Annotated in this window: 19 protein-coding genes and 1 riboswitch; of the genes, 12 read left to right on the forward strand and 7 right to left on the reverse strand. The window is 66.3% G+C overall.

All coding sequences use genetic code 11. From position 1 onward, the window contains the following. Positions 1 to 64: 64 nt before the first annotated feature. Genes MBENS4_RS00540 through MBENS4_RS00555 form a run of 4 tightly spaced genes read right to left on the reverse strand, consistent with a single transcriptional unit; the run spans position 65 to position 4,624 of the window. Positions 65 to 847 carry an ABC transporter ATP-binding protein gene (locus tag MBENS4_RS00540; RefSeq protein WP_039388021.1) on the reverse strand — a complete coding sequence of 261 codons (783 nt, stop codon included), beginning with the start codon at positions 845 to 847 and terminating at the stop codon, positions 65 to 67. Then, positions 844 to 1,815, reverse strand: coding sequence for a FecCD family ABC transporter permease (locus MBENS4_RS00545; protein WP_039388023.1), 972 nt, complete (start codon positions 1,813 to 1,815; stop codon positions 844 to 846). The genes MBENS4_RS00540 and MBENS4_RS00545 overlap by 4 nt, the downstream gene beginning before the upstream one ends. After that, positions 1,812 to 2,783: an ABC transporter substrate-binding protein gene (locus MBENS4_RS00550; protein ID WP_084591901.1), complete on the reverse strand. Its 972-nt coding sequence runs from the start codon at positions 2,781 to 2,783 to the stop codon at positions 1,812 to 1,814. The genes MBENS4_RS00545 and MBENS4_RS00550 overlap by 4 nt, the downstream gene beginning before the upstream one ends. Beyond that, positions 2,780 to 4,624: a TonB-dependent receptor domain-containing protein gene (locus MBENS4_RS00555; RefSeq protein ID WP_039388025.1), complete on the reverse strand. Its 1,845-nt coding sequence runs from the start codon at positions 4,622 to 4,624 to the stop codon at positions 2,780 to 2,782. Before MBENS4_RS00555 ends, MBENS4_RS00550 begins: the two co-directional genes overlap by 4 nt. Positions 4,625 to 4,734: 110 nt before the next feature. After that, positions 4,735 to 4,936, reverse strand: a riboswitch (cobalamin riboswitch). Positions 4,937 to 5,197: 261 nt separating this feature from the next. Between MBENS4_RS00555 and MBENS4_RS26275 the strand changes: the two genes are divergently transcribed. From MBENS4_RS26275 to MBENS4_RS00605, 11 genes are all read left to right on the forward strand, one after another. Then, positions 5,198 to 5,644 (forward strand): hypothetical protein, encoded by a 447-nt coding sequence (locus MBENS4_RS26275; protein WP_052321909.1) that lies wholly within the window; start codon positions 5,198 to 5,200, stop codon positions 5,642 to 5,644. Between the two features lie 8 nt (positions 5,645 to 5,652). After that, the gene (locus tag MBENS4_RS26280; protein ID WP_242404909.1) at positions 5,653 to 6,348 is read left to right on the forward strand and encodes a cell wall hydrolase; all 696 of its coding nucleotides are present in this window, start codon (positions 5,653 to 5,655) and stop codon (positions 6,346 to 6,348) included. Positions 6,349 to 6,474: 126 nt separating this feature from the next. Beyond that, positions 6,475 to 6,849, forward strand: coding sequence for a hypothetical protein (locus MBENS4_RS00565; RefSeq protein ID WP_144400819.1), 375 nt, complete (start codon positions 6,475 to 6,477; stop codon positions 6,847 to 6,849). A gap of 457 nt (positions 6,850 to 7,306) precedes the next feature. Next, complete coding sequence (gene mdh, locus MBENS4_RS00570) at positions 7,307 to 8,269, forward strand: malate dehydrogenase (RefSeq protein WP_039388027.1); 963 nt, start codon at positions 7,307 to 7,309, stop codon at positions 8,267 to 8,269. 114 nt (positions 8,270 to 8,383) lie between these two features. Further along, entirely contained in the window at positions 8,384 to 9,274 is an 891-nt protein-coding gene (gene sucD, locus MBENS4_RS00575; RefSeq protein ID WP_039388029.1) for a succinate--CoA ligase subunit alpha, read from the forward strand. Positions 9,275 to 9,465: 191 nt separating this feature from the next. Further along, positions 9,466 to 12,318, forward strand: a complete 2,853-nt coding sequence (locus MBENS4_RS00580; RefSeq protein ID WP_039388031.1) for a 2-oxoglutarate dehydrogenase E1 component — start codon at positions 9,466 to 9,468, stop codon at positions 12,316 to 12,318. A 9-nt stretch (positions 12,319 to 12,327) separates the two neighbouring features. Beyond that, positions 12,328 to 13,554, forward strand: a complete 1,227-nt coding sequence (gene odhB / locus MBENS4_RS00585) for a 2-oxoglutarate dehydrogenase complex dihydrolipoyllysine-residue succinyltransferase (RefSeq protein ID WP_039388033.1) — start codon at positions 12,328 to 12,330, stop codon at positions 13,552 to 13,554. Between the two features lie 105 nt (positions 13,555 to 13,659). Further along, a complete protein-coding gene (lpdA, locus tag MBENS4_RS00590) occupies positions 13,660 to 15,057 on the forward strand; it encodes a dihydrolipoyl dehydrogenase (RefSeq protein WP_039388036.1) in 1,398 nt (465 codons plus the stop codon). A gap of 570 nt (positions 15,058 to 15,627) precedes the next feature. Next, positions 15,628 to 16,056, forward strand: a complete 429-nt coding sequence (locus MBENS4_RS00595) for a hypothetical protein (protein ID WP_039388038.1) — start codon at positions 15,628 to 15,630, stop codon at positions 16,054 to 16,056. 21 nt (positions 16,057 to 16,077) lie between these two features. Beyond that, on the forward strand, positions 16,078 to 16,839 hold the full coding sequence (locus MBENS4_RS00600) for a TorF family putative porin (protein WP_052321912.1): 762 nt from the start codon (positions 16,078 to 16,080) through the stop codon (positions 16,837 to 16,839). 24 nt (positions 16,840 to 16,863) lie between these two features. Beyond that, complete coding sequence (locus MBENS4_RS00605; RefSeq protein WP_242404725.1) at positions 16,864 to 17,718, forward strand: AEC family transporter; 855 nt, start codon at positions 16,864 to 16,866, stop codon at positions 17,716 to 17,718. A 120-nt stretch (positions 17,719 to 17,838) separates the two neighbouring features. On the opposite strand, the gene MBENS4_RS00610 is transcribed toward MBENS4_RS00605, so the two are convergent. After that, positions 17,839 to 19,515: a dipeptidyl-peptidase 3 family protein gene (locus MBENS4_RS00610; protein WP_039388041.1), complete on the reverse strand. Its 1,677-nt coding sequence runs from the start codon at positions 19,513 to 19,515 to the stop codon at positions 17,839 to 17,841. A 164-nt stretch (positions 19,516 to 19,679) separates the two neighbouring features. On the opposite strand from MBENS4_RS00610, the gene MBENS4_RS00615 reads away from it, so the two are divergent. Continuing rightward, positions 19,680 to 20,327, forward strand: coding sequence for a trimeric intracellular cation channel family protein (locus MBENS4_RS00615; RefSeq protein WP_039388044.1), 648 nt, complete (start codon positions 19,680 to 19,682; stop codon positions 20,325 to 20,327). A gap of 20 nt (positions 20,328 to 20,347) precedes the next feature. Here the strand turns inward: MBENS4_RS00615 and MBENS4_RS00620 are convergent, their stop codons facing one another. Both MBENS4_RS00620 and MBENS4_RS00625 read right to left on the reverse strand, forming a co-directional pair. Further along, on the reverse strand, positions 20,348 to 20,935 hold the full coding sequence (locus tag MBENS4_RS00620; protein ID WP_052321913.1) for a hypothetical protein: 588 nt from the start codon (positions 20,933 to 20,935) through the stop codon (positions 20,348 to 20,350). A gap of 167 nt (positions 20,936 to 21,102) precedes the next feature. Continuing rightward, the gene (locus tag MBENS4_RS00625) at positions 21,103 to 21,567 is read right to left on the reverse strand and encodes a hypothetical protein (RefSeq protein WP_242404726.1); all 465 of its coding nucleotides are present in this window, start codon (positions 21,565 to 21,567) and stop codon (positions 21,103 to 21,105) included. Positions 21,568 to 21,680 lie beyond the last annotated feature (113 nt).

Consider the following 21,680-nt stretch of genomic DNA (forward strand, 5'->3'; position numbering starts at 1 on the left):
GGAGGCGCCACGCCTGCTGCCCCTTTTTCGTGTGCTCGCAGCCGCGTTCCCACGGCCGGATCATCTAGTCGAGGATGCGCATCCCCCGCTCGCTCGCCGGCGAGGGCGAGGCAATCGAAAGCGCACGTTCGCCCGGATCGCCCAGCCACTGGGCACGGCACTTCCAGACGCGGCTGACAATCTCGCGGGTCAGCGCGGTCTCGGGCGGCCCCTCGGCGACGACCTCGCCCTTGTCGAGCACGACCACGCAATCGGCATGGTTCATCGCGGTGGCAAGATCATGAAGGACCAGCACCACGCCGCGCCCCTGCTGCGCCTGCTGCCGGAAACGGCGCATCAGCGCCGCCGCGTGGCCCAGGTCCAGACTGGCGAGTGGTTCATCGGCCAGAAGCCAGCCGGGCTGCGTCGCCAGCACGCGGGCCATGAGCGCCCGTGCCCGCTCACCACCGGACAAGCGCGAAACCGGGCGATGCCGCAGCTCTTCCAGGTCCATCGCCGAAATGGCAGCCTCGATGGCCTTTGCGTTTTCCCCGGCCGGCGCATCGCTCCAGGGCAGACGGCCCAGCGAGACGAGCACCTCCACCGCCACGTCCCAGGCCACATCGGGGGCCTGGGGCAGATAGCCCAGCCACTGCGCCCGCTCGCGCGGGGATTTGAAACGCATGGGCTGCTCACCCAGAATGACCCGGCCCGAACTGGCCTCCTGCAGGTCCGCAAGACAGGACAGCAGCGTCGACTTGCCCGCCCCATTGGGGCCACAGATCGCGGTGACCATGCCGCGACGGCACTGGATCGAAACGTTGCGCAAGCGCTCGCCCACGCACAGGTTTTCCGTCGCCAGGCTCACCAGCTCAGCCCCTTGCGCATGCGCAGCAGCAGGACAAGGAAAAAGGGCGTTCCCAGAAGGCTGAGCGCGATGCCCAGACGCAGCTCTCCGCTGGCGAGCGGGAGGATACGGCACAGACAATCGGCGACCAACAGCAGCAGAGCCCCGGCAATCGCGCTCGGCACCAGCAGCGAACTCGGCCGCCGGTCGGTCAAGGGGCGCACGAGGTGCGGCACCATGAGCCCGACGAAACCGATGATCCCGGCGACCGCCACACCTGACCCGATGATGAGACCAACCCCGGCAATGATCTGCAACTGCAGGATCAGCGGATCAACACCGAGCGAACGGGCCGCCACCTCGCCCAGCGTGAGGGCATCAAGGCTGCGCCGCGCGGCGTAGATCGCCGCCGCACCGGCCAGGGTACAGGGCACGGCAATCCAGACCTCGCGCCAGGACCGGTCGGCCAGCGCCCCCATCATCCAGGTGACGATCTCGGTCATCGCGAAGGGCGAAGGCGAAAGACTGATGGCCAGGCTCATCAGGGCCCCGGCAAGGCTGGAGACCATGAGGCCCGCCAGCGTGAACAGGGCCACCCCGCCGCCGCGCCCGGCAATGAGGGCGAGCAGCAGCATCGCGCCCGAAGCTCCCAGCAGAGCAAAGACCGGGAGCAACCAGGGCGAGGCCGCGTAGCCGGTCCAGAAACTGAGCACCGCGCCCAGCGCCGCGCCCGGCGCAATGCCGAAAAGCCCGGGATCGGCGAGCGGGTTGCGCAGGTACGCCTGCATCGCCGCCCCCGTCAGGCCAAGCCCCGCGCCCAGCGTCACGGCCAGGACCGCGCGCGGCAGGCGCAGGTGCATCAGGATGAGCGAGGCGTTGTGCGTCTCGGGCGAAAGCGGGTTGATCCACACGCGTCCGGCAAGAAGCGAGAGCGGCACAACAAGGGCAAGCCCGAGGAGCAACAACAGGTTGAGGCGAAACTGGGTCATGTGTCCTTCTGCACAAAGCCCCTCGCGTGCCCCGCGTCCTCTGCGCCTTCGCGCGTGTCCACGTGACGGCCAAGCCAGGCGCGGCGCGCGCGGCCCAGCCGGTCGAGCAGACGGGGCACGGTCGGTCCGCCACACCAGATCAGCGAGCGCGAGAGCGGGATGCGCAGCGTGTTCTTCATATCGGCCAGAACCGGATGATGGAGCATACGGTCCTCCTCGGCCCGCGGATTGCCGACCGCGAAGATAACGCGCGGCGGATCGGCAAGCACCTGTTCAAGAGGCAGAAACTCAGCCTGCCCAAGCCCGCGTGCGCCCGCGCTGTTGACGAAGCCGGAATGTTCAAGAAGGTCCACCACCAGGGTGTCGTTGCCTGCGACCAGCCCCGCCGATTCCCAGACCAGCGAGGGAACCGGGGTCCAGTCCGCCGGCGCGGCGTTGCGCCTGAGCGCGTCGTCAATCCGCGCGACAAGCCGTTCGCCTGCCGCCTTGTCCCCGCTCAATTCGGCCAGCATGCGCACCTGCTCACGTGCGCCCGCCACGTCCGAGACGATGGGTTCAAGGACAACGCGGATGCCCAGATCGCGCAAGGCGTTGGCGGTCGGCGGGGCGAGGAAGCTCCCTGCCACCACGACATCGGGTGCGAGCGCGGCAACCTCTTCGACCGAACCCGAGACCCCGCGGTAGCGCGCGGCAGCCTCCAGCCCCATCGAGGTGCTGGAGGGATCGTGGCTGTAACCGGAAATCGCGAGCAGCTGGCCGGGCGCGGTGACCTCGGCCAGGATGGCATCGGTGCAGGGGTTGAGCGAGACGATGCTCGGCCGCCTCCCCCCCGAGGACGCCCCTTCCCCCTGCTCCTGCGGGCGCGCGGGCGCGCCGCTGCACGCGCTCAGCAGCAGCGTGCCAAGGAGCGCCCAGCCTGCGCGCGCCGCAGCGGCACGCCAGGAAGCAGGAGGAACGGTACAGGTCACATCTTCACGCGCACACCCGCATAGGCCGAGCGGCCCGGCGTGCCGTAGGTGCGCACCACTTCGTAGTGCTCGTCAAAGAGGTTCTCCATGCGCGCGAAGACCTCGACGTTCTGCGTGACCGCGAAGGACCCGCGCAGGTTCACGACCGTGTTGCCTTCGACGTAGTAGGTCTGCGCCGCATCGTCCCAGCGCGCGCCGCCCACGCGCAGCTCCGCACCCAGGCGCAGGCCGCCGTGGCCATTGACGTCCCAGCGCTTGTCGAGGCTCGCGGTCATGTTGCTCTTGGTGCGGCGCGGCAGGCGCGCCCCGGTCAGCGTGTTGGTGGCATCAAGGTAGGTATAGGCAAGGTTCATGTCGAAACCCTGCCAGTCGATCACCTGCATGCCCAGTTCCACACCCTTCGCCCGAGCCCGACCGATGTTGTAGTAGTTCCACTGGGCCATGTCATAGTCGATCATGTTCTTCGTCTTGCGATCGAAATAGGTGACCGAGAAGAGCCCGGCGCCGCCCGCGAAAGGCTGCTCCACGCCGACGTCCCAGCTCTTGGACGTCTCTGCCTCGAGCGCGCGGTACCCCGCGTTGGTGTAGAGCTGGTAGAGCGAGGGCGCCTTGAAGCCTTCGCCGTAGCTGGCGCGCACGACCGGGCCATCCTCGCCCGCGAAGGCATAGGCGCCGTTGACGGCAAAGGTGGTGCGGTCACCGAACTGCGAATTGTCATCGTAGCGCAGCCCGCCGTTCAGCGTGAGCCCGCGCACCGGACGCAGCGTCAGATTGGCAAAGAGGCTGTCGATGGTCATCGAATCGTTGGAATCGTAGGTGTCGGAGAAGTCCTGCGTCTCGGTCTCCGCCCCCAGCAGCAGCGTCACCGCCTCGATGGGGGTGAAATCGACCTGGCCTTCGAAGCGCTCGTTCTTGCCGTTGGTCTCGTAAGGCCCCCAGGCCGCGTCGTCGGAGATGCGGCGCGTGTCGACCACGCCATAACCCACGCGCGCGTGCAGGCGGTCATCGAGCCCGGCGTAGCGGATGTTGGCATAGCCCGTCAGATCGCGCTTGAACCCGACATTGAGCGCATCGGCGCCGGTGTTGTCGTAGTCGTAGTTGGCGCGGGTCCAGAAGGTGCCGCCGTCGATGGAGAGGCCCTCGGTCAACTCCACCTGCGCGCGGGCGTTCAGGCTCTTGTTTTCAAAGCCGTCCTTCTCGGTGCCGCCGCGATCCTCGTTGAAGGCGGAATAGCCATCGCCCTTGAGCCAGTTGCCGCCCACCGTCAGGCCGACCGGGCCGACCAGGCCCGCTGCCGAGGCCGAGACCTGGCGGCGATCACGCCAGCCATATTCGGCGCTCGCGCGGCCGTGCCACTCTTCCTCGGGACGCTGGGTGACAAGGTTGATGACACCGCCGATGGCCCGACTGCCGTAGAGCACGCCCGAGGACCCGCGCACCACCTCGACCCGGTCGAACTGGCCGATGGTGAGCGCGCCGAAGTCAAAACCGCCGCCCACGTCGCCCGGATCATTGACGCGCACGCCGTCGATCAGGACCAGGCTCTGCGCGTTGTCGGCGCCGCGGATGAACACGCTGGAAGGCTGGCCGAAGCCGCCCGAATTGGTGACCTGCAGGCCCGGCAGGCGCGACAGCACTTCGCTGGCGGTGGTCGCCTGGGTGCGCTCGATGTCCTCGCGCGTCACCACGCTGACCGACTGGCCGACCTGGCTGAGCGGGACCTCGGTGCGCGTCGCGGCAACCACAATCGTCTCGTCGAGCGGTCCGGCCTCGGCGGCCTGCGCACAGACAGGTGCGAGGACCACGCCCAATGCGGCGCCCACGAAATAACGGCTCTTCATGTCTTACCCCTTCCGGAACCCCCTGAACGTGTGGCCGTTCATGGCGGAAGGATCGCGCCGGTCCCGAAGTGGCGCCCCATACCGCTGCCCACCGGTCCCCTCGCCCGGTTTGCAAACGACGACCCCGGGCAGGTCTCCTGGCTTTCCGGATCGATGCATCCCCGTCCGGCCTTCCCGATTGCTCAGTGGCGCGAATGGAGGGGATGCTCCCCGGTCACAGTTGCGGGGGCAGCGCCGGAGTTGCAACCGGCTTCCCTCTTAGGCCTGCCCCCGCGTCAACGCGAGCAGGCAACCCGTGGCGTGCGCGCGGCCTTTAGGTGCGCCATGGGGAAATTGCAACTCAAAGACCTCTCGCCCTGCAATCATTGCGCGGAACCATCTTGGCAGGTTGCAGAGGCTTTCTTAAAGCCTTTCCCCTAATCTGGCGAACTCGATCCATGTACCGAGGTGGGACGCGCCTCACAGGCGTGACCGCGACCCACGATGCGTATTGTATAGAGAGTGTCGCCAACGCTCGCCCCCTGCCCGATATGGGGAGGGGGTAGGCGAACCAAGGATCCGGAACGAAACCCCATGTCGCGCGTGCCTGCCCTGCCCGATTTACGCGATGGCCGCCCTGCCGACTTCCAGGGGCACTTTGCCCGCAAGCGCCGGGCCCGCCGGTTCACCACCCGCACCGCCGCACCGCGCCGCGCCTACACCAGGCGGATCGGAACCGTACTCTCGTTGGCCGCCCTGACCGCCTTTGCCATGCCCGGCACCTGGGAGCGCTTCCGCATCGCCAACGCGGCCACCCAGCACCACACGCCCGATCCCATGCCGTTCGAGCAGGCGGGGGCCAGCTTCCCGGGCTCGGCGTTCTACTATCTCGAAGCGGACAAGGCGTCCAGGGTGATGGCCTGGCAGGCACGATTGTCGGGCACGCCATCGGCCAGAACCCTACGGCACAGCCCCTCCACGTCCTCGACCTGCCCTTCACCAGTTCGCCGACCGACCGCTCCCGCGCGCTGCAATGCCTGACCAGCGCGATCTACTACGAAGCCGCGAGCGAGCCCGACGCCGGACAGCGCGCCGTCGCCCAGGTCGTCCTCAACCGCCTCGCGCACCCCAGTTATCCCGACACCGTGTGCGGCGTTGTCTACGAAGGCTCCGAGCTTGCCACGGGCTGCCAGTTCTCCTTCACCTGCGATGGCTCCCTGTCCCGTCGTCCGGCGACCTACTTCTGGAACCGCGCCGAAACGGTGGCGAGGGGCGCGCTGTCGGGCGATGTCTATGCCCCCGCCGGTCTCGCGACCCATTACCATACCCTTCAAGTGGCGCCGTACTGGGCCTCCAGCCTCCAGCCCCTGACGACCATTGGTGCCCACCGGTTCTACAGCTTCAAGGGCGCCGCCGGCCGTGCGGCCACGTTCCGCTACTTCTATGCGGGTATGGAACCGGCAAGCGAACGCCGCAGCCCCGCCGCCAATGCCCTGACGCCCACTACCGAAACCCAAAGCGATCCGGTCGCGATCCAGCAAGCCTATCAGGACATCGCCAGGGCGCTCGCCGGACCACCTGCCATCGGCACACCCGGGAGCGCGCCCCTTTCCGCGACGGCCTCCCCGTCTGAACCGGCGGCCGATGGGCTTCCCGCAGGCGCCCGCGTGCGCCCCGAATATCGCAACTCGGGCCGCTGGATCGAACACGACCGCAGCACTCCGAGGCCTCCCGAGGCGCCGTAAACCATTTGGAAACCATAGCCCCACACAAAGACTTAGCGCCTTGAGTGATAGGGATTCTCTCACGGACCCGCTCTTACGGAGCAGAGGAACCGGACTCTGGAGAAACGGAAAGGCCTCGACCACAAAATGGCAATACGCTTCGCAGCTGCGAAAGGACGAGCCATCCCCTTCCTCGAACGCATGCAGTGCGTCTCGGCCCCGCTCGACAGCACCAACGACAACGCCGACCGCAAGTGCCGTTCAGGCTCGATCGACGTCTCGATCGTCTCGCGCGAGTTCGACCGGACTCCCGCGCCCGCGAACGACGAGACCCTTCTGACCGAAGCGCTTCAGCACTTCGCCCGGCACGGCCTGTCCGCGGCCGAGCATGCCCGCCACAACGCCCAGGCCGCGCGCCTCGTGGGCGATACGCGCTCGTGCACCTGGTGGATCTCGATCTGCCGCCAGCTCAACCGCCGCATGGCCGAACAGTTTGAAAGCCACCTCGCCACCGGCTTCTGAAGCCTTCCGGCAAACCGCCCTTCCGAAGCCCCTTTGCCCTACGGCCGAGGGGCTTTTTCGTGGCCCCGCCCCGAAGACGCAAAGCAACAGACCGACGCCACGGGGCGACTCGGACCATCCGTCTTGCGAGCATCGCACAAGCCCTGCACACTTGCGCAACGAACTTGGGCTAATCCGGACCGCCGGAGCCATCCGGCCGGACCTACGCCGCCCGCCCGGCATACGGAAACCCGCCGAAATACGTTCCCAAAACCGCAGCAACACGCCTTAATGCAATTGCGAACTATTATCATAAAAACCTCCGAATTCGGCGGTTCTCGCGCCCTTTCCCGGTTGCAATGTCCCCCCCGAGAGGACTAGGGCCGCGATTGCAAGTACCCGGTGCCTGCCTTTCGCGGGATGAAGCAGGCTCCCTTTTCGTCCGTCAATCCCGCCTTGGGAAGGACAAGCACGCATCATGGCACGTAAGAAGATTGCCCTCATCGGCGCCGGCAACATCGGCGGCACCCTCGCGCACCTCGCGGCGCAGAAGGAACTGGGCGACGTCGTCCTGTTCGACATCGCCGAAGGCATTCCGCAGGGCAAGGCACTCGACCTGTCGCAGTGCGGTCCGGTTGAGGGCTTCGACGCCCAGATCACCGGCACCAACGACTACGCCGACATCGCAGGCGCCGACGTCATCATCGTCACCGCCGGCGTGCCCCGCAAGCCGGGCATGAGCCGCGACGACCTGCTCGGCATCAACCTCAAGGTCATGAAGGCCGTGGGCGAAGGCATCAAGCAGCACGCTCCCGAAGCATTCGTGATCTGCATCACCAACCCGCTCGACGCGATGGTCTGGGCGCTGCGCGAATTCTCGGGTCTGCCGCACAACAAGGTCGTCGGCATGGCCGGCGTTCTCGACTCGGCCCGCTTCTCGACCTTCCTCGCCTGGGAGTTCGGTGTCTCGGTGCGCGACGTCACTTCGTTCGTGCTCGGCGGCCACGGCGACACGATGGTCCCGGTTGTCGACTACTCGACCGTCAAGGGCATCCCCGTTCCCGACCTCATCAAGATGGGCAAGACCACCCAGGAGCGCATTGACGCCATCGTCAAGCGCACCGCGGGCGGCGGCGGCGAGGTTGTCTCACTGCTGAAGACCGGCTCGGCCTTCTACGCTCCGGCGGCTTCGGCCATCTCGATGGCCGAGAGCTACCTGCTCGACCAGAAGCGCGTCCTGCCCTGCGCCGCCTTCCTCGAAGGCCAGTACGGCGTTGACGGCATGTACGTCGGCGTTCCCGTCAAGATCGGCGCCGAAGGCGTCGAGGAAGTTATCGAGATCGCTCTCGACGACACCGCCAAGGCAGGCCTGCAGGTCTCGATCGACGCGGTCAAGGAACTGGTCGCGGCCTGCAAGGGCATCGACGAAACGCTCGCCTGAGCAAATACACTTGTGTGTTGCGGACCGGAGCCTCTGGTCCGCGACATACATTACTCCTAGTACACCGGACCCCGGCCTTTGAGGCCGCTCCAGCCCAGGAACAGGAATAACCCTATGTCCATTCTCGTCGACAAGAATACCAAGGTCATCACGCAGGGTATGACCGGCAAGACCGGCAGCTTCCATACCCAGGCCGCGCTTGACTATGGCACCCAGATGGTTGCCGGCGTGACCCCCGGCAAGGGCGGTACCGATCACCTGGGCCTGCCCCAGTTCGATACCGTGGCCGAGGCCAAGGCCGTCACCGGCGCCAACGCCTCGTGCGTCTATGTTCCGCCCTCGGGCTGCGCGGACGCCATCCTCGAAGCCATCGATGCCGAGATCGAACTGATCGTCGCCATCACCGAGGGTGTTCCCGTGCTCGACATGGTTCGCGTGAAGCGCGCCCTTTCTGGTTCGAAGTCGCGCCTCATCGGCCCCAACTGCCCTGGCCTCCTCACCCCCGGTGAGTGCAAGATCGGCATCATGCCCGCCAACATCTTCTCGAAGGGTTCGGTCGGCGTGGTCTCGCGCTCGGGCACGCTGACCTACGAAGCCGTGTTCCAGACCACCAACGCGGGCCTTGGCCAGACCACGGCCGTCGGCATCGGCGGTGACCCGGTCAACGGCACCAACTTCATCGACGTCCTCGAGCTCTTCCTCGCCGACGACGAGACCAAGTCGATCATCATGATCGGCGAAATCGGCGGCTCGGCCGAAGAGGAAGCTGCACAGTTCCTCAAGGACGAAGCCAAGCGTGGCCGCAAGAAGCCGATGGCCGGCTTCATCGCGGGCCGTACGGCGCCTCCGGGCCGCCGCATGGGCCACGCAGGCGCGATTGTCTCGGGCGGCCAGGGCGGCGCCGAAGACAAGATCGCGGCGATGGAAGAAGCCGGCATCCGCGTGGCTGCCAGCCCCTCGCTCCTGGGCGAGACGCTGGTCGAAGCCATCAAGGAAGTGGCCTGATCCTATTTCCGGTGGAGGCGGCCTCTCGGTTTTTCCGGGGTGCCGCCTCCACACGGCAACAAACACAAGGCGTCCAAACGCCGACAGAACTGTAATCCCACTGCCGCGCCTTCCTCTCCGGCCCCCGACAGTGTCCCAAAACTATTCCTCCATGCGCCGCAGAGACGATACTGGCGTGAAAAGGTGATTCCATGGGCGACGAAAGTTTCGAGTTCACCCCCGATACGGGCCTTGACGGCCCCCAGCAGGGACCCAGCTGGCAGCGCAAGAACTGGCCCCTCGTCGGCGCCGAGTTCGAAGACGACCTGACCCAGGGCCTCGATCCTTCCGCTCTGCGCATGGCTGTCGAGAAGGCCGCCGGCAAGGGCGGCGCGAAGGTCGACCAGAAGAGCATCGACCAGGCCGCTGCGGACTCGATCCGCGCCATGATGCTCATCCGCACCTACCGCGTGCGTGGCCACATGGCCGCCAACCTCGACCCCCTCGGCCTTGCCAAGCGCGAGCTGCCCAAGGACCTCACGCCCGAGTACCACGGCTTTGAAGGCGCCGCGCTGGACCGTCCGGTCTTCGTGGGCGGCAACCTCGGCCTCGAATGGACGACCGTGCGCGAGCTGGTGCAGATCCTGCGTGCCAACTACTGCGGCAACGTCGGCCTCGAGTACATGCACATCGCCGACGTCGAGGAGCGCCGCTTCCTCCAGGACCGTTTCGAAGGTCCCGACAAGGAGATCGAGTTCACCCCCGAGGGCAAGAAGGCGATCCTTCAGGCCGTCGTGCGCGGCGAGCAGTACGAGAAGTTCCTCGGCAAGAAGTACGTCGGCACCAAGCGCTTCGGCCTTGATGGCGGCGAATCGATGATCCCGGCGCTCGAAGCCGTGATCAAGTACGGCGGCCAGCTCGGCGTCAAGGAAATCGTCTACGGCATGGCCCACCGCGGCCGCCTGAACGTCCTCGCCAACGTCATGGCCAAGCCCTACAAGGTCATCTTCCACGAATTCTCGGGCGGCACCGCCAACCCCGAGGACGTGGGCGGCTCGGGCGACGTGAAGTACCACCTGGGCACCTCGGCCGACCGTGACTTCGACGGGATCAAGGTTCACATGAGCCTCATGCCCAACCCCTCGCACCTCGAGACCGTGAACCCGGTCGTCCTGGGCAAGGTGCGCAGCTACCAGGTCAGCCACGATGACATCGGCGACGATGTGGGTCCGGGCGCCAAGCACAAGACCGTCCTTCCCGTGCTCATTCACGGCGACGCCGCCTTTGCTGGCCAGGGTGTCGTGTGGGAGTGCTTCGGCCTCTCGGGCGTCAAGGGCTACAACACCGGTGGCTGCATCCACTTCGTCATCAACAACCAGATCGGCTTCACGACGAGCCCCGCCTTCGCGCGCAACTCGCCGTACCCCTCGGATGTCGCCAAGGGCGTCCAGGCCCCGATCCTGCACGTCAACGGCGATGATCCGGCGGCCGTGACCTTCGCCTGCAAGCTGGCGATCGACTACCGCCAGACCTTCGGCCGCGACATCGTGATCGACATGTGGTGCTACCGCCGCTTCGGCCACAACGAAGGCGACGAGCCCGGCTTCACGCAGCCCCTGATGTACGCGCAGATCAAGAAGCACCCCGGTGTCGCCAAGATCTACTCGGACCGCCTGAAGGCCGAAGGCGTCATCGACGACGCCTTCCTCGCCGAGACCGAAGCTGCGTTCAACGCGCATCTCGAGGACGAATTCGAAGCGGCCAAGACCTACAAGTCGAACCACGCCGACTGGTTCTCGGGCCGCTGGTCGGGCTTTCACAAGCCTGCCGATGCGGAAACCGCGCGCCGCAACGTGCAGACCGGCATCGACACCAAGCTGTTCGACAGCCTGGGCCGTACGCTGACCACCGTTCCTGAGGACCTCACCGTCCACAAGACGCTGAGCCGCGTGCTCAAGGCCAAGGAAGAGATGTTCGCAGCTGGCGAAGGTTTCGACTGGGCCACCGCCGAGGCGCTCGCCTTCGGCAGCCTCGTGACCGAGGGGTACGGCGTGCGCCTGTCCGGTCAGGACTGCGAACGCGGCACCTTCTCGCAGCGCCACGCCGTCTGGGTCGACCAGAAGGACGAGCGCAAGTACACCCCGATCAAGACGCTGCCCCACGGCACCTTCGAGGTCCTGAACTCGACGCTTTCGGAATACGGCGTGCTCGGCTTCGAGTACGGCTACGCCAGCGCCGACCCCAAGACCCTGGTCCTGTGGGAAGCCCAGTTCGGTGACTTCGCCAACGGCGCGCAGATCATCATCGACCAGTACGTCGCCTCCTCGGAATCGAAGTGGCTGCGCGCAAACGGTCTCGTGATGCTGCTGCCCCACGGCTACGAAGGCCAGGGCCCCGAGCACTCCTCGGCCCGCCTCGAGCGTTACCTCCAGCTGTGCGCGAACGACAACATCCAGGTGTGCAACATCACTACCCCGGCCAACTACTTCCACGTGCTGCGCCGGCAGATGCACCGTCCGTTCCGCAAGCCGCTGATCATCATGACGCCCAAGTCGCTGCTGCGTCACGCCGCAGCCAAGTCGAAGGCCGAGGACTTCACCGGCGACGGCCACTTCTACCGTATCCTTTCCGACCCCAAGGCGCCGGAAGACAAGGCTACCAAGAAGGTCATCCTGTGCTCAGGCAAGGTCTACTACGACCTCATCGAAGCGCGCGATGAAAACGAGATCGACGACACCCAGATCATCCGCCTCGAGCAGCTCTACCCGTTCCCGGGCGAGCCGCTGGCCCTGCGCCTCTCGCGCATGACCAACCTCGAGGAAATCTGCTGGTGCCAGGAAGAGCCCAAGAACAACGGCGCCTGGTTCTTCGTCGAAAGCGAGATCGAGGCCGCTGCCAAGGAAGCCGGCGTCTCGAACCCGCGTCCGCGTTACGCTGGTCGCAACGCTTCGGCCTCGCCTGCAACCGGCCTTGCCAAGCGCCACGTGGCCGAGCAGTCGGCCCTGGTCGCCGACGCGCTTCACCTCTCCGTCCGTTCCGAACTCCGTCGCAAGCAGAAGGCTTGAGAGTAAATCATGTCCACCGAAATCAAGGTCCCCACTCTCGGCGAATCCGTCACCGAGGCCACCATTGGCGAATGGCTCAAGCAGCCCGGTGAAGCGGTTGCCGCCGACGAGCCCATCTGCAGCCTGGAAACCGACAAGGTCGCAATCGACGTCATGGCGCCGCACGACGGCGTCATGGGCGAGCAGCTTGCCGCCGAGGGTGACACCGTCACCGTCGACGCGCTGATCGCCACGATCGAGTCCGGCTCGGGCGGCGCGGCCGCTCCGGCGGCGGCCCCCAAGGCTGCCGCTCCGGCCCCCGCACCGGCCGCATCGGCCCCGGCTCCCGCACCGGCCGCCAGCGAAGGTTCGACGACCGATGCCGCCGTGCTCTCGCCGGCCGTGCGCCGCGCGGTGCTCGAATACGGCATCGATCCGGCCACCATCAAAGGCACCGGCAAGGACGGCCGCATCACCAAGGACGATGTGATCGCCGCCGCCAAGAACAAGCCCGCCGACGCGCCTGCTTCGGCCGGTTCGGTCGCCGCGGCTCCGGCTCGCCAGGAAGAGCGCGTGAAGATGACGCGCCTTCGCCAGACGATCGCCAAGCGCCTCAAGAGCGCGCAGGAGGACGCAGCCCTCCTCACCACCTTCAATGACGTCGACATGTCGGCCGTCATGGAATCGCGCAACAAGTACAAGGACGTCTTCGCCAAGAAGCACGGCATCAAGCTCGGCTTCATGTCCTACTTCGCGAAGGCTTCGGTGCTCGCGCTCAAGGACATCCCGGCGGTCAACGCGCAGATTGACGGCAACGAGATCGTCTACCACGACTACGTCGACATCTCGATCGCGGTCTCGGCCCCGAACGGCCTCGTCGTCCCCGTCGTGAAGGACTGCGACAAGCTGTCGTTCGCGGGCATCGAGAAGGCAATTGCCGACTACGGCAAGAAGGCCAAGGAAGGCACGCTGACCATGGACGACATGAAGGGCGGTACCTTCACGATCTCCAACGGCGGCGTGTTCGGCGGCCTCATGTCGACCCCGATCATCAACCCGCCGCAGTCGGCGGTGCTCGGCCTTCACCGCATCGAGGACCGTCCGGTCGTGCGCAACGGCCAGATCGTGATCCGCCCGATGATGTACATCGCGCTGTCCTACGACCACCGCATCATTGACGGTCGCGAGGCGGTTACCGCGCTCAAGACCATCAAGGAAGCGATCGAGGACCCCACGCGCCTCCTCATCGACCTCTGATCGCGTCGCCCCGCGCCATGTCGCGGGGGCCCCGCTCTTTTCTCTCCCGAACAACGGGATCCCCGTTATACACGGGGATGACGAACGAAGGATTGGAGCCAGGTTATGGCTGAATACGATTACGACCTGCTTGTCATCGGTGCGGGCCCGGGCGGCTACGTCGCGGCGATCCGTGGCGCGCAGCTGGGTCTCAAGACCGCGTGCGCCGAAGGCCGCGAGACGCTGGGCGGCACCTGCCTCAACGTGGGCTGCATCCCCTCCAAGGCGCTTCTGCACGCCTCGGAATACTTCGACGCGGCTGCCAACGGCGCGATGGCCAGCATGGGCATCAAGGTCACGCCCGAGCTTGACCTCGATACGATGCAGGGCCAGCGCAAGGACGCGGTCAAGGGCCTGACCGGCGGCATCGAGTTCCTCTTCAAGAAGAACAAGGTCGACTGGCTCAAGGGCTACGCGCAGTTCAAGGACGCGCACACCGTCGAAGTGAACGGCGAGACCAAGACCGCCAAGAACATCGTCATCGCCACCGGTTCGTCGGTCACGCCGCTTCCCGGCGTTGAAGTCGACAACGCGGGCGGCGTGGTCGTCGACAGCACCGGCGCGCTTGAACTGGGCAAGGTCCCGGGCAAGATGGTCGTCATCGGCGGCGGCGTGATCGGTCTGGAACTCGGTTCGGTCTGGCGTCGTCTCGGCGCCGACGTCACCGTGGTCGAATACCTCGACCAGCTCCTGCCCGGCATGGACGGCGACGTGCGCAAGGAAGCCGGCAAGATCTTCAAGAAGCAGGGCATGACCCTCAAGCTGAAGACCAAGGTCACCGGCGTCGAGGTCAAGGACGGAGCGGCCAAGGTCACCGTTGAGCCGGCCGCTGGCGGCGATGCCGAAGTGCTCGACGCCGACGTCGTGCTCGTCGCAATCGGCCGCAAGCCCAACACCGATGGCCTGGGCCTCGACAAGATCGGCCTGGAACTGAACCAGCGCGGCCAGATCGAGACCGACCACGACTTCGGCACCAAGGTCGAAGGCGTGTGGGCGATCGGCGACGTGATCCCCGGTCCGATGCTCGCGCACAAGGCCGAGGACGAGGGCATTGCCGTTGCGGAGAACATTGCCGGCCTTACCGGCATCGTGAACCACGACGTCATCCCGAGCGTCGTCTACACCCAGCCCGAAATCGCGGGCGTGGGCCTCACCGAGGAAGCCGCCAAGGAAAAGGGCAAGGTCAAGACCTCCAAGTTCCCGATGATGGCCAACTCGCGTGCCAAGACCAACCACGAGCCCGACGGCTTCGTGAAGGTCATCGCGGACGCGGAAACCGACCGCGTGCTCGGCGTGTGGTGCATTGCCTCGGTCGCGGGCACCATGATCGCGCAGGTTGCGCAGGCCATGGAATTCGGCGCCACGTCGGAAGACATCGCCTACACCTGCCACGCACACCCGACCCACTCGGAAGCGATCAAGGAAGCCGCGATGGGCATCCAGGGCAAGCCGATCCACACCTGATCGAGCGTCCCTACGAAACAGCTGAAAAGGGCGGTGCCGCTGGCGCCGCCCTTTTTTCATGTCCGGTGCCCGCACCTTCCCGGCCCAAACGGGGCTTCACGTGCGCAACGCGGCCAGCGTTGTGAAACAAGGCCAATCATTCTTTCGATCCAGAAACATTGCGGCATTGCCCACACGATACGCAAAGGATGCTCAAACAAAAGGCACACATGCCCATGTATTGAGCGCGCTATTGCTTTTGGGAGAGAGTACGATGTCGATGGCTTCACTGCAGCCGATCCCCAGGCCCCTCGCCGCGTCCCCGAACAGGACCTGCCCGGCCGCGCCATCCATCAACCGGTAGCGCCTCACCCCCCGCGGCCTCTGGCGTGTACGCAGCGCCAGGGGCCGCAGCCCCGGTGTCCGGTCGTCCGCATTCCCGGACGCCGGGGCCCTCCCTTTCTCTCACTGTGCGAAGGAAGCCGCGCGCCCGCGTTGACCGGGACGCCGCCGTGCGGCCTAGGCCGGGCCTCTCCCGGGCAGTCGCCCACCTCTCGCCAGTCACGTGCACCGCACCAAGCAAGGATCCTTATGAGCCTTCTCGCCATCACCCTCACCGCCGCCGCAGCCATGGCTCCCGTCCACACGGTCGAGCATGAGCAGAACGGCAAGGCCTACACGGTCTCCTATGTCGCCCACGTCGAATCCTCGGCCCGCCAGATCGGCATTGCACCCGCAGGCCGCCGCGGGATGAAGCGCTGCGAGGTCTCGGGCCTCGTCACCATCGAGCGCCGCATCACCGACGCCGCCTCGGGCAAGGCGATCAGCGCCATGCTGCCGGGCACCCGCGAAGTCTCGCACACCCGTGCCGGACGCTGCGTCGCCCGCGACACCATGCACGCCGATCTCGTCGCGAAGTCCTCCGCCGACCTCGACGAACAGCTGGCGCTGACCGCACAGGAAGACCGTCCCCACGTGGCGGCCACGATCGCCGCGGCGAGGTCCTTGGCCGCGCGCTGATAGCACGTTATGCGAAGCCGCATGGTGCGTACATTTTCTGCCGCAGTTCTCGCGGCTTCGCTTTTCTCCCTGACCACTTTCGCCGCTCCCGGCCAGGCCTATGCGCAAGCAATGCGCACGGCCAGCGCGGCGCTCGAGGCGCGCACCGACATGCGCAGCCGTGGCATCAGCGACAGCGAGGGCGAACTCGCCCTCCAGGTCGACGGTTCCCTCCCCATCACCTCGCACATCGTGGTTGACGCCAACGCCACCACGCTGCGCGGCGCGCGCCGTCACGGCGGAAGTGAGCTGGGCATCGAGATCGCCCCCAAGTACGTCACCTCCAGCAATGGCTGGGATTTCTCGGCCGGTGCGCGCGGGCACGTCTTCATCGATGCGGGCGAGCTTGACTACGTCGAGATCGAAGGCTCGGTCTCACGCACGCTGGGCCCCGCGTGGCTGACGCTGGGCGCCAGCTACGCCCCCTCGCAGTACGCCATCGGCGGCGACAACCTTTACCTGTCCGCCGACATCGGTGCGGGTATTCCGGGCAGCCCCCTCGCCCTCTACGCCGGGATCGGCCAGACCATCGGATCCACCAACGATGCCGAGCGCGCCGTGCGCCTGCGCCCCGATGGCGACTACACCAACTGGTACGTCGCGGTGGAACGCTCGCGCCTCAACTTTGCGATCGGCATGGAGCTGAGCGGGACCAGCATCGACCAGGACGCAGCGCGCGACACGCGCTACTGGGATCGGCACACCGGCACGCGCCTCGCGGGCTACATGCGCGTCTCCTTCTGATCCGCCAAGCGCTAGACTGCTTCCATGCTCACACCCCTGCTGACCGTCCTCCCGGTCTTCGGCCTGATCTTCGCCGGTTGGCTGGCGCGCCGTCTGAAGGCGCTGGGCCCCCAGGCAACAAGCGAGCTCAACCGCTTCGTCGTCTGGCTGGCGCTGCCCGCGCTCCTGTTCGAGATCGTCGCCAAGGCCCAGCCTGCGCAGCTCTGGCACCCCGGCTTCCTGGCCGCTCTGGCACTGGGCACTCTGGGCACGTTCGTCTTCACGATCCTCGCGCGCCTGCGCCACGGCCTCGCCGATGCGGCCATCGACGGCCTCAATTCGAGCTACGCGAACAACGGCTACATGGGCTTTCCCATCATCGCCGTCGTGCTGGGGAGTGAGGCGCGTTCGCTGACACTGCTCTCGGTCCTGATGACCGTGTGCGTGGTTTTCGCCATCGGCATCGTGCTGATCGAAGCCGCGACCCAGAAGGCGGCGACTCCGGGCAAGCTCGCCATCAAGGTCGCGCGCCGGGTGCTTGCCAATCCGCTTGTCGCCGCACCGCTTGCCGCCAGCATTTTTCCAATCACGGGGCTGGCCGTGCCCGATCCGCTCGACAGTTTCCTCACGATGCTGGGCGCGGCCGCCTCGCCTTGCGCGCTGGTTGCCCTCGGATTGTTCCTTGCAGCGGAGCGAAGCCCTGCGCCCGCGCCCAGGGGCTGGATTGCAGGACTGATCGTGGTCAAACTGATCGCACAGCCCGTGGCTGTCTGGTTTCTGGCGGCCCGGGTCTTCCAGATCGACCCGATGGCTATCCACGCCGCCGTCATCCTCTCGGCCCTGCGACCGGCACTGGCCCGTTCATGCTGGCCGAATTCTATGGCCGCGAGGCCGATGTGACCGCGCGCACCGTGCTTCTCTCCACGATCCTCTCACTCGGTACGATCACCAGCTATTTGTGGTGGGCGTTCTGAGCGCAAGGACTGCGCCCGGCGACCTGGGTTCGCCAGGCGCGCGTCGTCAGACTTCGCTGGGATAGATCGGGAGAATGTCGACGGGCACATCGCCCATCGCGGCAATCGCCTCCTCTGCATGGCCATCAAGCTTGGCCCAGGTGCCCATGAAGGCCTTGGTGCCCTCGTAATCGCCCCTCGCCTGCAGCATCAGGATGTCGTGCAGAAGATCGCGAAGGCCCGCTTCCATGCGCGCATCGTCGATCACGAAGCGTCCTGCATCGTCATCGAAACGGAAGGCCCCCTTGGCCTGGAGGTAGCCGTACTGGAGCGCAGCGCCCTTCCCGTGCGCTTCCACCGCGCCGAAGCGTACCGAGCGGAAGATGCCGGTGAAGTAGGTGGCGAACAGCTGGTCGCGCTCGCCCGCCGGGATCTCGTCCTTGTCCATCATGAACAGGATGTTCCAGACACCCGCGACATCGGCCTTGGCCTCTTCCAGCGCCGAGGCCTGCTCCTTGAGGCGCGCGTTCACGGTCGTCTCCTCGCCATCGACGGTGATCGTCCCTGGCCCGAGGCTGTGCGAGAGTTCGTGGAACAGCGTCTCGTACTGCATGTACTTGCGCGCGACGAGCGCGGCCTGATCGGGCTCGAGCACGATCGGGGCCATGGGCTTCAGGATGCGATCAAACTTGGCGCCAAGGACGTTGGAGAGGATCACCTTCTTGGCCCCCTTGGCCTCGCGCACGCGCTCGTCGTTGGGGAGGTTGAAGGCGATGGTCGGCGCGCCGGGCACGTTGTCGCCCCCGCCGTGAACCTGTTCGGAGACGACGATGGGGCTGGCAAAGCCGCGCTGGAAGTTCTTGACCTCGTCCGGGATCGGCAGGTTCGCCTCCATGTCGCGCAGGTACTTCTTGTACTTGGCGAGCGCGGCCGATTCTTCCGGGTTCTTCAGCGTCACGAAGCTCTCGAACGCGGTCTTCGTGCCCATCAGGCGGTCGGTGTAGACCTCGTAAGGGCCGATGGCGACTTCGATCGGCGTGTCCTCCAGGTCCATCCAGGCCAGTTCGCTCTCATAGTAATCGTCCGAGAGGAAGGCCTTGGCGCGCAGCGACAGGAAGCGCTTGAGGCTAGGATTGCTGGTGATGGCCGCGGCCTCCTCCAGAAGCTGCGCGGCGGGCTGCAGCCATTGCGCATAAGCCTTTGAATAGGGAATGGCGACCAGTGCCTCACCATCGCGGCGCACCACGGTATAAGGGCTGAGCAGCGCCTCCTTCGCATCCGGATGGGCTGTGACATAGGCTTCCAGTTCCTCACGGGTCAGGTCGGTGGGATAGAAACCCGCGCCTTCGGGCATGGCCTCGCCGCCCCAGAAGGGATGGAGTTCGGACATCTCGTCCCAAGGTCCGAAATTGCGGTCGAACATCTCCAGCAGGAGGTCGCGGTCCGCACGGCGGTTGCGCGCGATGGCCATGCGGACCTTGGGATTGGCGTCGTAGCGCTGGCGCAGATAGACCTCGCTCAGAAGGTCCGAGGCCTTGATCAGCAGGTTGACGACCTTGCGCTCTTCCGCATTCAGAAAGGCGGTGTCGACATCCATCTCGACCGGCGCCAGTGCGGCCTTGGCCGCGCCCAGATTGTACGGTGCCTCGGCAGTGGAGCTCTGCGCGATGGCAACGCTGCTCGGCGCGAGGGCCGTGCCCGCCAGCAGCAGGGCAAGGGAGGAAAATACGGTACGGGTGGACATGGGAGGAAATCCATATGTGACGGGGTCAGACCGGCAATGGGGGACGCCGGACGCAGGGCTTCAACCTAGTGTTTTCACGCGGGCAAACAAGTTTCCGCAGAACATGGCCCCGTGTTGTACCCGGCAGGGTAGGTCCCATGCCGAACGGGTGATAAGAGACACCCATGATCACGCCTCCCGAGACGCCGGTGCTGCCCGCCGCCGTAGACCTTTTCGCCATCGGCCTGTTCGCCCTCTCCGGCGCGCTCTCGGGCACACGGACCCAGCAAAGCTACGTCACGGTGGCCTTCTTTGCGCTGATCGCGGGGGTTGGCGGGGGGACGGTGCGCGACCTCCTGATCGATGCGCCGGTGTTCTGGGTCCATGACCGGCTCGTGGCGCCGGTGTGCCTCGCCGTGGCAACGCTCGCCTGGTTCACGCCGGCGCGCTGGTACAACGCCCGGATCCTCGTCTGGGCGGACGCGCTGGGCATGGCCGTCTATTCCGTCCTGGGAACGATCAAGGCGATGGCTTGGGGTGTGCCCCCTGTCCCCTCGTTCCTGATGGGCGTGATGACAGGGTGTGCGGGCGGCATCATCCGCGACGTTATCGCAGGCCAACCCTCGATCCTGATGCGCCCGGAGCTTTACGTCACGGCCTCGGCTCTGGCTTCGGCCTGTGCGGCGCTTCTCATCGCGCTCGACATTTCGCCGATCACCGCCTGGATCTGCGGCGCGCTGGCCGGGTTCATCCTGCGCGGAGCCGCGATCCACTGGTCCATCGGTCTGCCCACGCACGGCGGCGAGGACGACAGCCCGCCCCGGCAGACCTGAGCCCCGGGGCGCAGCGCACCTTAGATCATCGCGCGGCCATCGACCGCGACCGAGCGCACGCGCCCTTCATTGTCGATGCTGCAGGCAAACCCTCGGCCATCCGCGAGCCGCCCTTCGACCGCGACGCGGCCGTTCATCCGGTCCACCTTGTCGACACTGCGCACGCTGTAACGCGAACCGCCCTCGACCTCGTCGGTGCAGGTATCCACCGCCATGCCGAAGCCCGAGGCCCCGACCTCGTCGCCAAAGCGGTCGTCCTCATAGGGCGCCGCATAGCCGGGATCGCCCGCCACCGGGCCACCGGGATAGGCCGGACGGGCATCGCCGCGGTCATAGTCACGGCCGTAATCGTCATCCTCATAAGCGTCCCGAGGCTGGACTACAGGCTCGGGACGATTGGATTTGCTTGCCGCGCTGGCAATGGCGACAAGGCCGCCACCGATCAGAAGTCCGGCAAGCAGGCCGCTTCCGCCGCCGCCACGATGGTGATGGTGGCGCGGCGGGCCCGGATAGCGGCCCCAGCCATGCGCCATGGCAGGCGAAACGGTCATCACCGTGGCCGCCAGGGCAGCCAGCGAGGCACTGGTACGCGAACGCAGGATCTTCATAACTCGAGTTCCCAATCGGCGCGCACGATCCGCGCCGTCCCAATCAGCAGTTTTCCCGATGCGCCAAGGCGCCTTTCCCGGCGCTGAACCGCACAGGCGGGCAGCGTATCCTCAGCGCAGGCCGCGAATTCCCGAAAAGTCGAGGTCACGCAGGCCTCCACGATAATTCACCTTGCACGTGAACTTGCCGCTATCGGCCCGGCTGCGGCGATCCCACGCCCGCCGCGGCGGTCTTCGACCACGATCCGGCCCTTGATCTTGTAGCCATAATCCTTGCGGTCGACATCGCGAATATCGGTCACCCGGGCGCGCCCGCTGTAACGATGTGCCGCGCGGGTCGCCGCCGCAACGCAGCGATCAACCGCATCGCGCGAACTCACGCCGCGGAAACCACGACCATAGCGACGATCACGCCCGCGCGGGTGGCCATAGGCATAACCGTCCCGGTCGTTGCTGGCCGACGCGGCCAGGGCGGCGATACCGCCCACGACCAGCGCGCCGGCAATTACCGTGCCCGCATCGACACCGCCATCGCGCGCCATGGCCGGGGTGGCCGTGGAGGCCGCCATTGCGCCGACCGCCACGGTCCCGACCAGTCCCTTGCCAAGAGCGGATTTCATCAGGGTGGGCATGAGGCGTTCCTCCTTTTTTCTGCATGCCGAGCCCAATGCCCGGCGACAGATGCGGTGTAGCAAGGAGGCGCTGATACCCGCCTGAACCCGGACATCAGCCATTGTTCATGTTA

Origin of the sequence: Novosphingobium sp. MBES04, from assembly GCF_000813185.1 — a bacterium.
Lineage (GTDB): Bacteria > Pseudomonadota > Alphaproteobacteria > Sphingomonadales > Sphingomonadaceae > Novosphingobium > Novosphingobium decolorationis.

Excerpts from the sequence above, each read along its gene's own strand:
- MBENS4_RS00545 (WP_039388023.1), bottom strand. The coding sequence starts at position 1,815 with ATGACCCAGTTTCGCCTCAACCTGTTGTTGCTCCTCGGGCTTGCCCTT.
- MBENS4_RS00555 (WP_039388025.1), bottom strand. The coding sequence starts at position 4,624 with ATGAAGAGCCGTTATTTCGTGGGCGCCGCATTGGGCGTGGTCCTCGCA.
- MBENS4_RS26275 (WP_052321909.1), top strand. The coding sequence starts at position 5,198 with ATGTCGCGCGTGCCTGCCCTGCCCGATTTACGCGATGGCCGCCCTGCC.
- MBENS4_RS00565 (WP_144400819.1), top strand. The coding sequence starts at position 6,475 with ATGGCAATACGCTTCGCAGCTGCGAAAGGACGAGCCATCCCCTTCCTC.
- mdh (WP_039388027.1), top strand. The coding sequence starts at position 7,307 with ATGGCACGTAAGAAGATTGCCCTCATCGGCGCCGGCAACATCGGCGGC.
- sucD (WP_039388029.1), top strand. The coding sequence starts at position 8,384 with ATGTCCATTCTCGTCGACAAGAATACCAAGGTCATCACGCAGGGTATG.
- MBENS4_RS00580 (WP_039388031.1), top strand. The coding sequence starts at position 9,466 with ATGGGCGACGAAAGTTTCGAGTTCACCCCCGATACGGGCCTTGACGGC.
- odhB (WP_039388033.1), top strand. The coding sequence starts at position 12,328 with ATGTCCACCGAAATCAAGGTCCCCACTCTCGGCGAATCCGTCACCGAG.
- lpdA (WP_039388036.1), top strand. The coding sequence starts at position 13,660 with ATGGCTGAATACGATTACGACCTGCTTGTCATCGGTGCGGGCCCGGGC.
- MBENS4_RS00595 (WP_039388038.1), top strand. The coding sequence starts at position 15,628 with ATGAGCCTTCTCGCCATCACCCTCACCGCCGCCGCAGCCATGGCTCCC.
- MBENS4_RS00600 (WP_052321912.1), top strand. The coding sequence starts at position 16,078 with ATGGTGCGTACATTTTCTGCCGCAGTTCTCGCGGCTTCGCTTTTCTCC.
- MBENS4_RS00605 (WP_242404725.1), top strand. The coding sequence starts at position 16,864 with ATGCTCACACCCCTGCTGACCGTCCTCCCGGTCTTCGGCCTGATCTTC.
- MBENS4_RS00610 (WP_039388041.1), bottom strand. The coding sequence starts at position 19,515 with ATGTCCACCCGTACCGTATTTTCCTCCCTTGCCCTGCTGCTGGCGGGC.
- MBENS4_RS00615 (WP_039388044.1), top strand. The coding sequence starts at position 19,680 with ATGATCACGCCTCCCGAGACGCCGGTGCTGCCCGCCGCCGTAGACCTT.
- MBENS4_RS00620 (WP_052321913.1), bottom strand. The coding sequence starts at position 20,935 with ATGAAGATCCTGCGTTCGCGTACCAGTGCCTCGCTGGCTGCCCTGGCG.
- MBENS4_RS00625 (WP_242404726.1), bottom strand. The coding sequence starts at position 21,567 with ATGCCCACCCTGATGAAATCCGCTCTTGGCAAGGGACTGGTCGGGACC.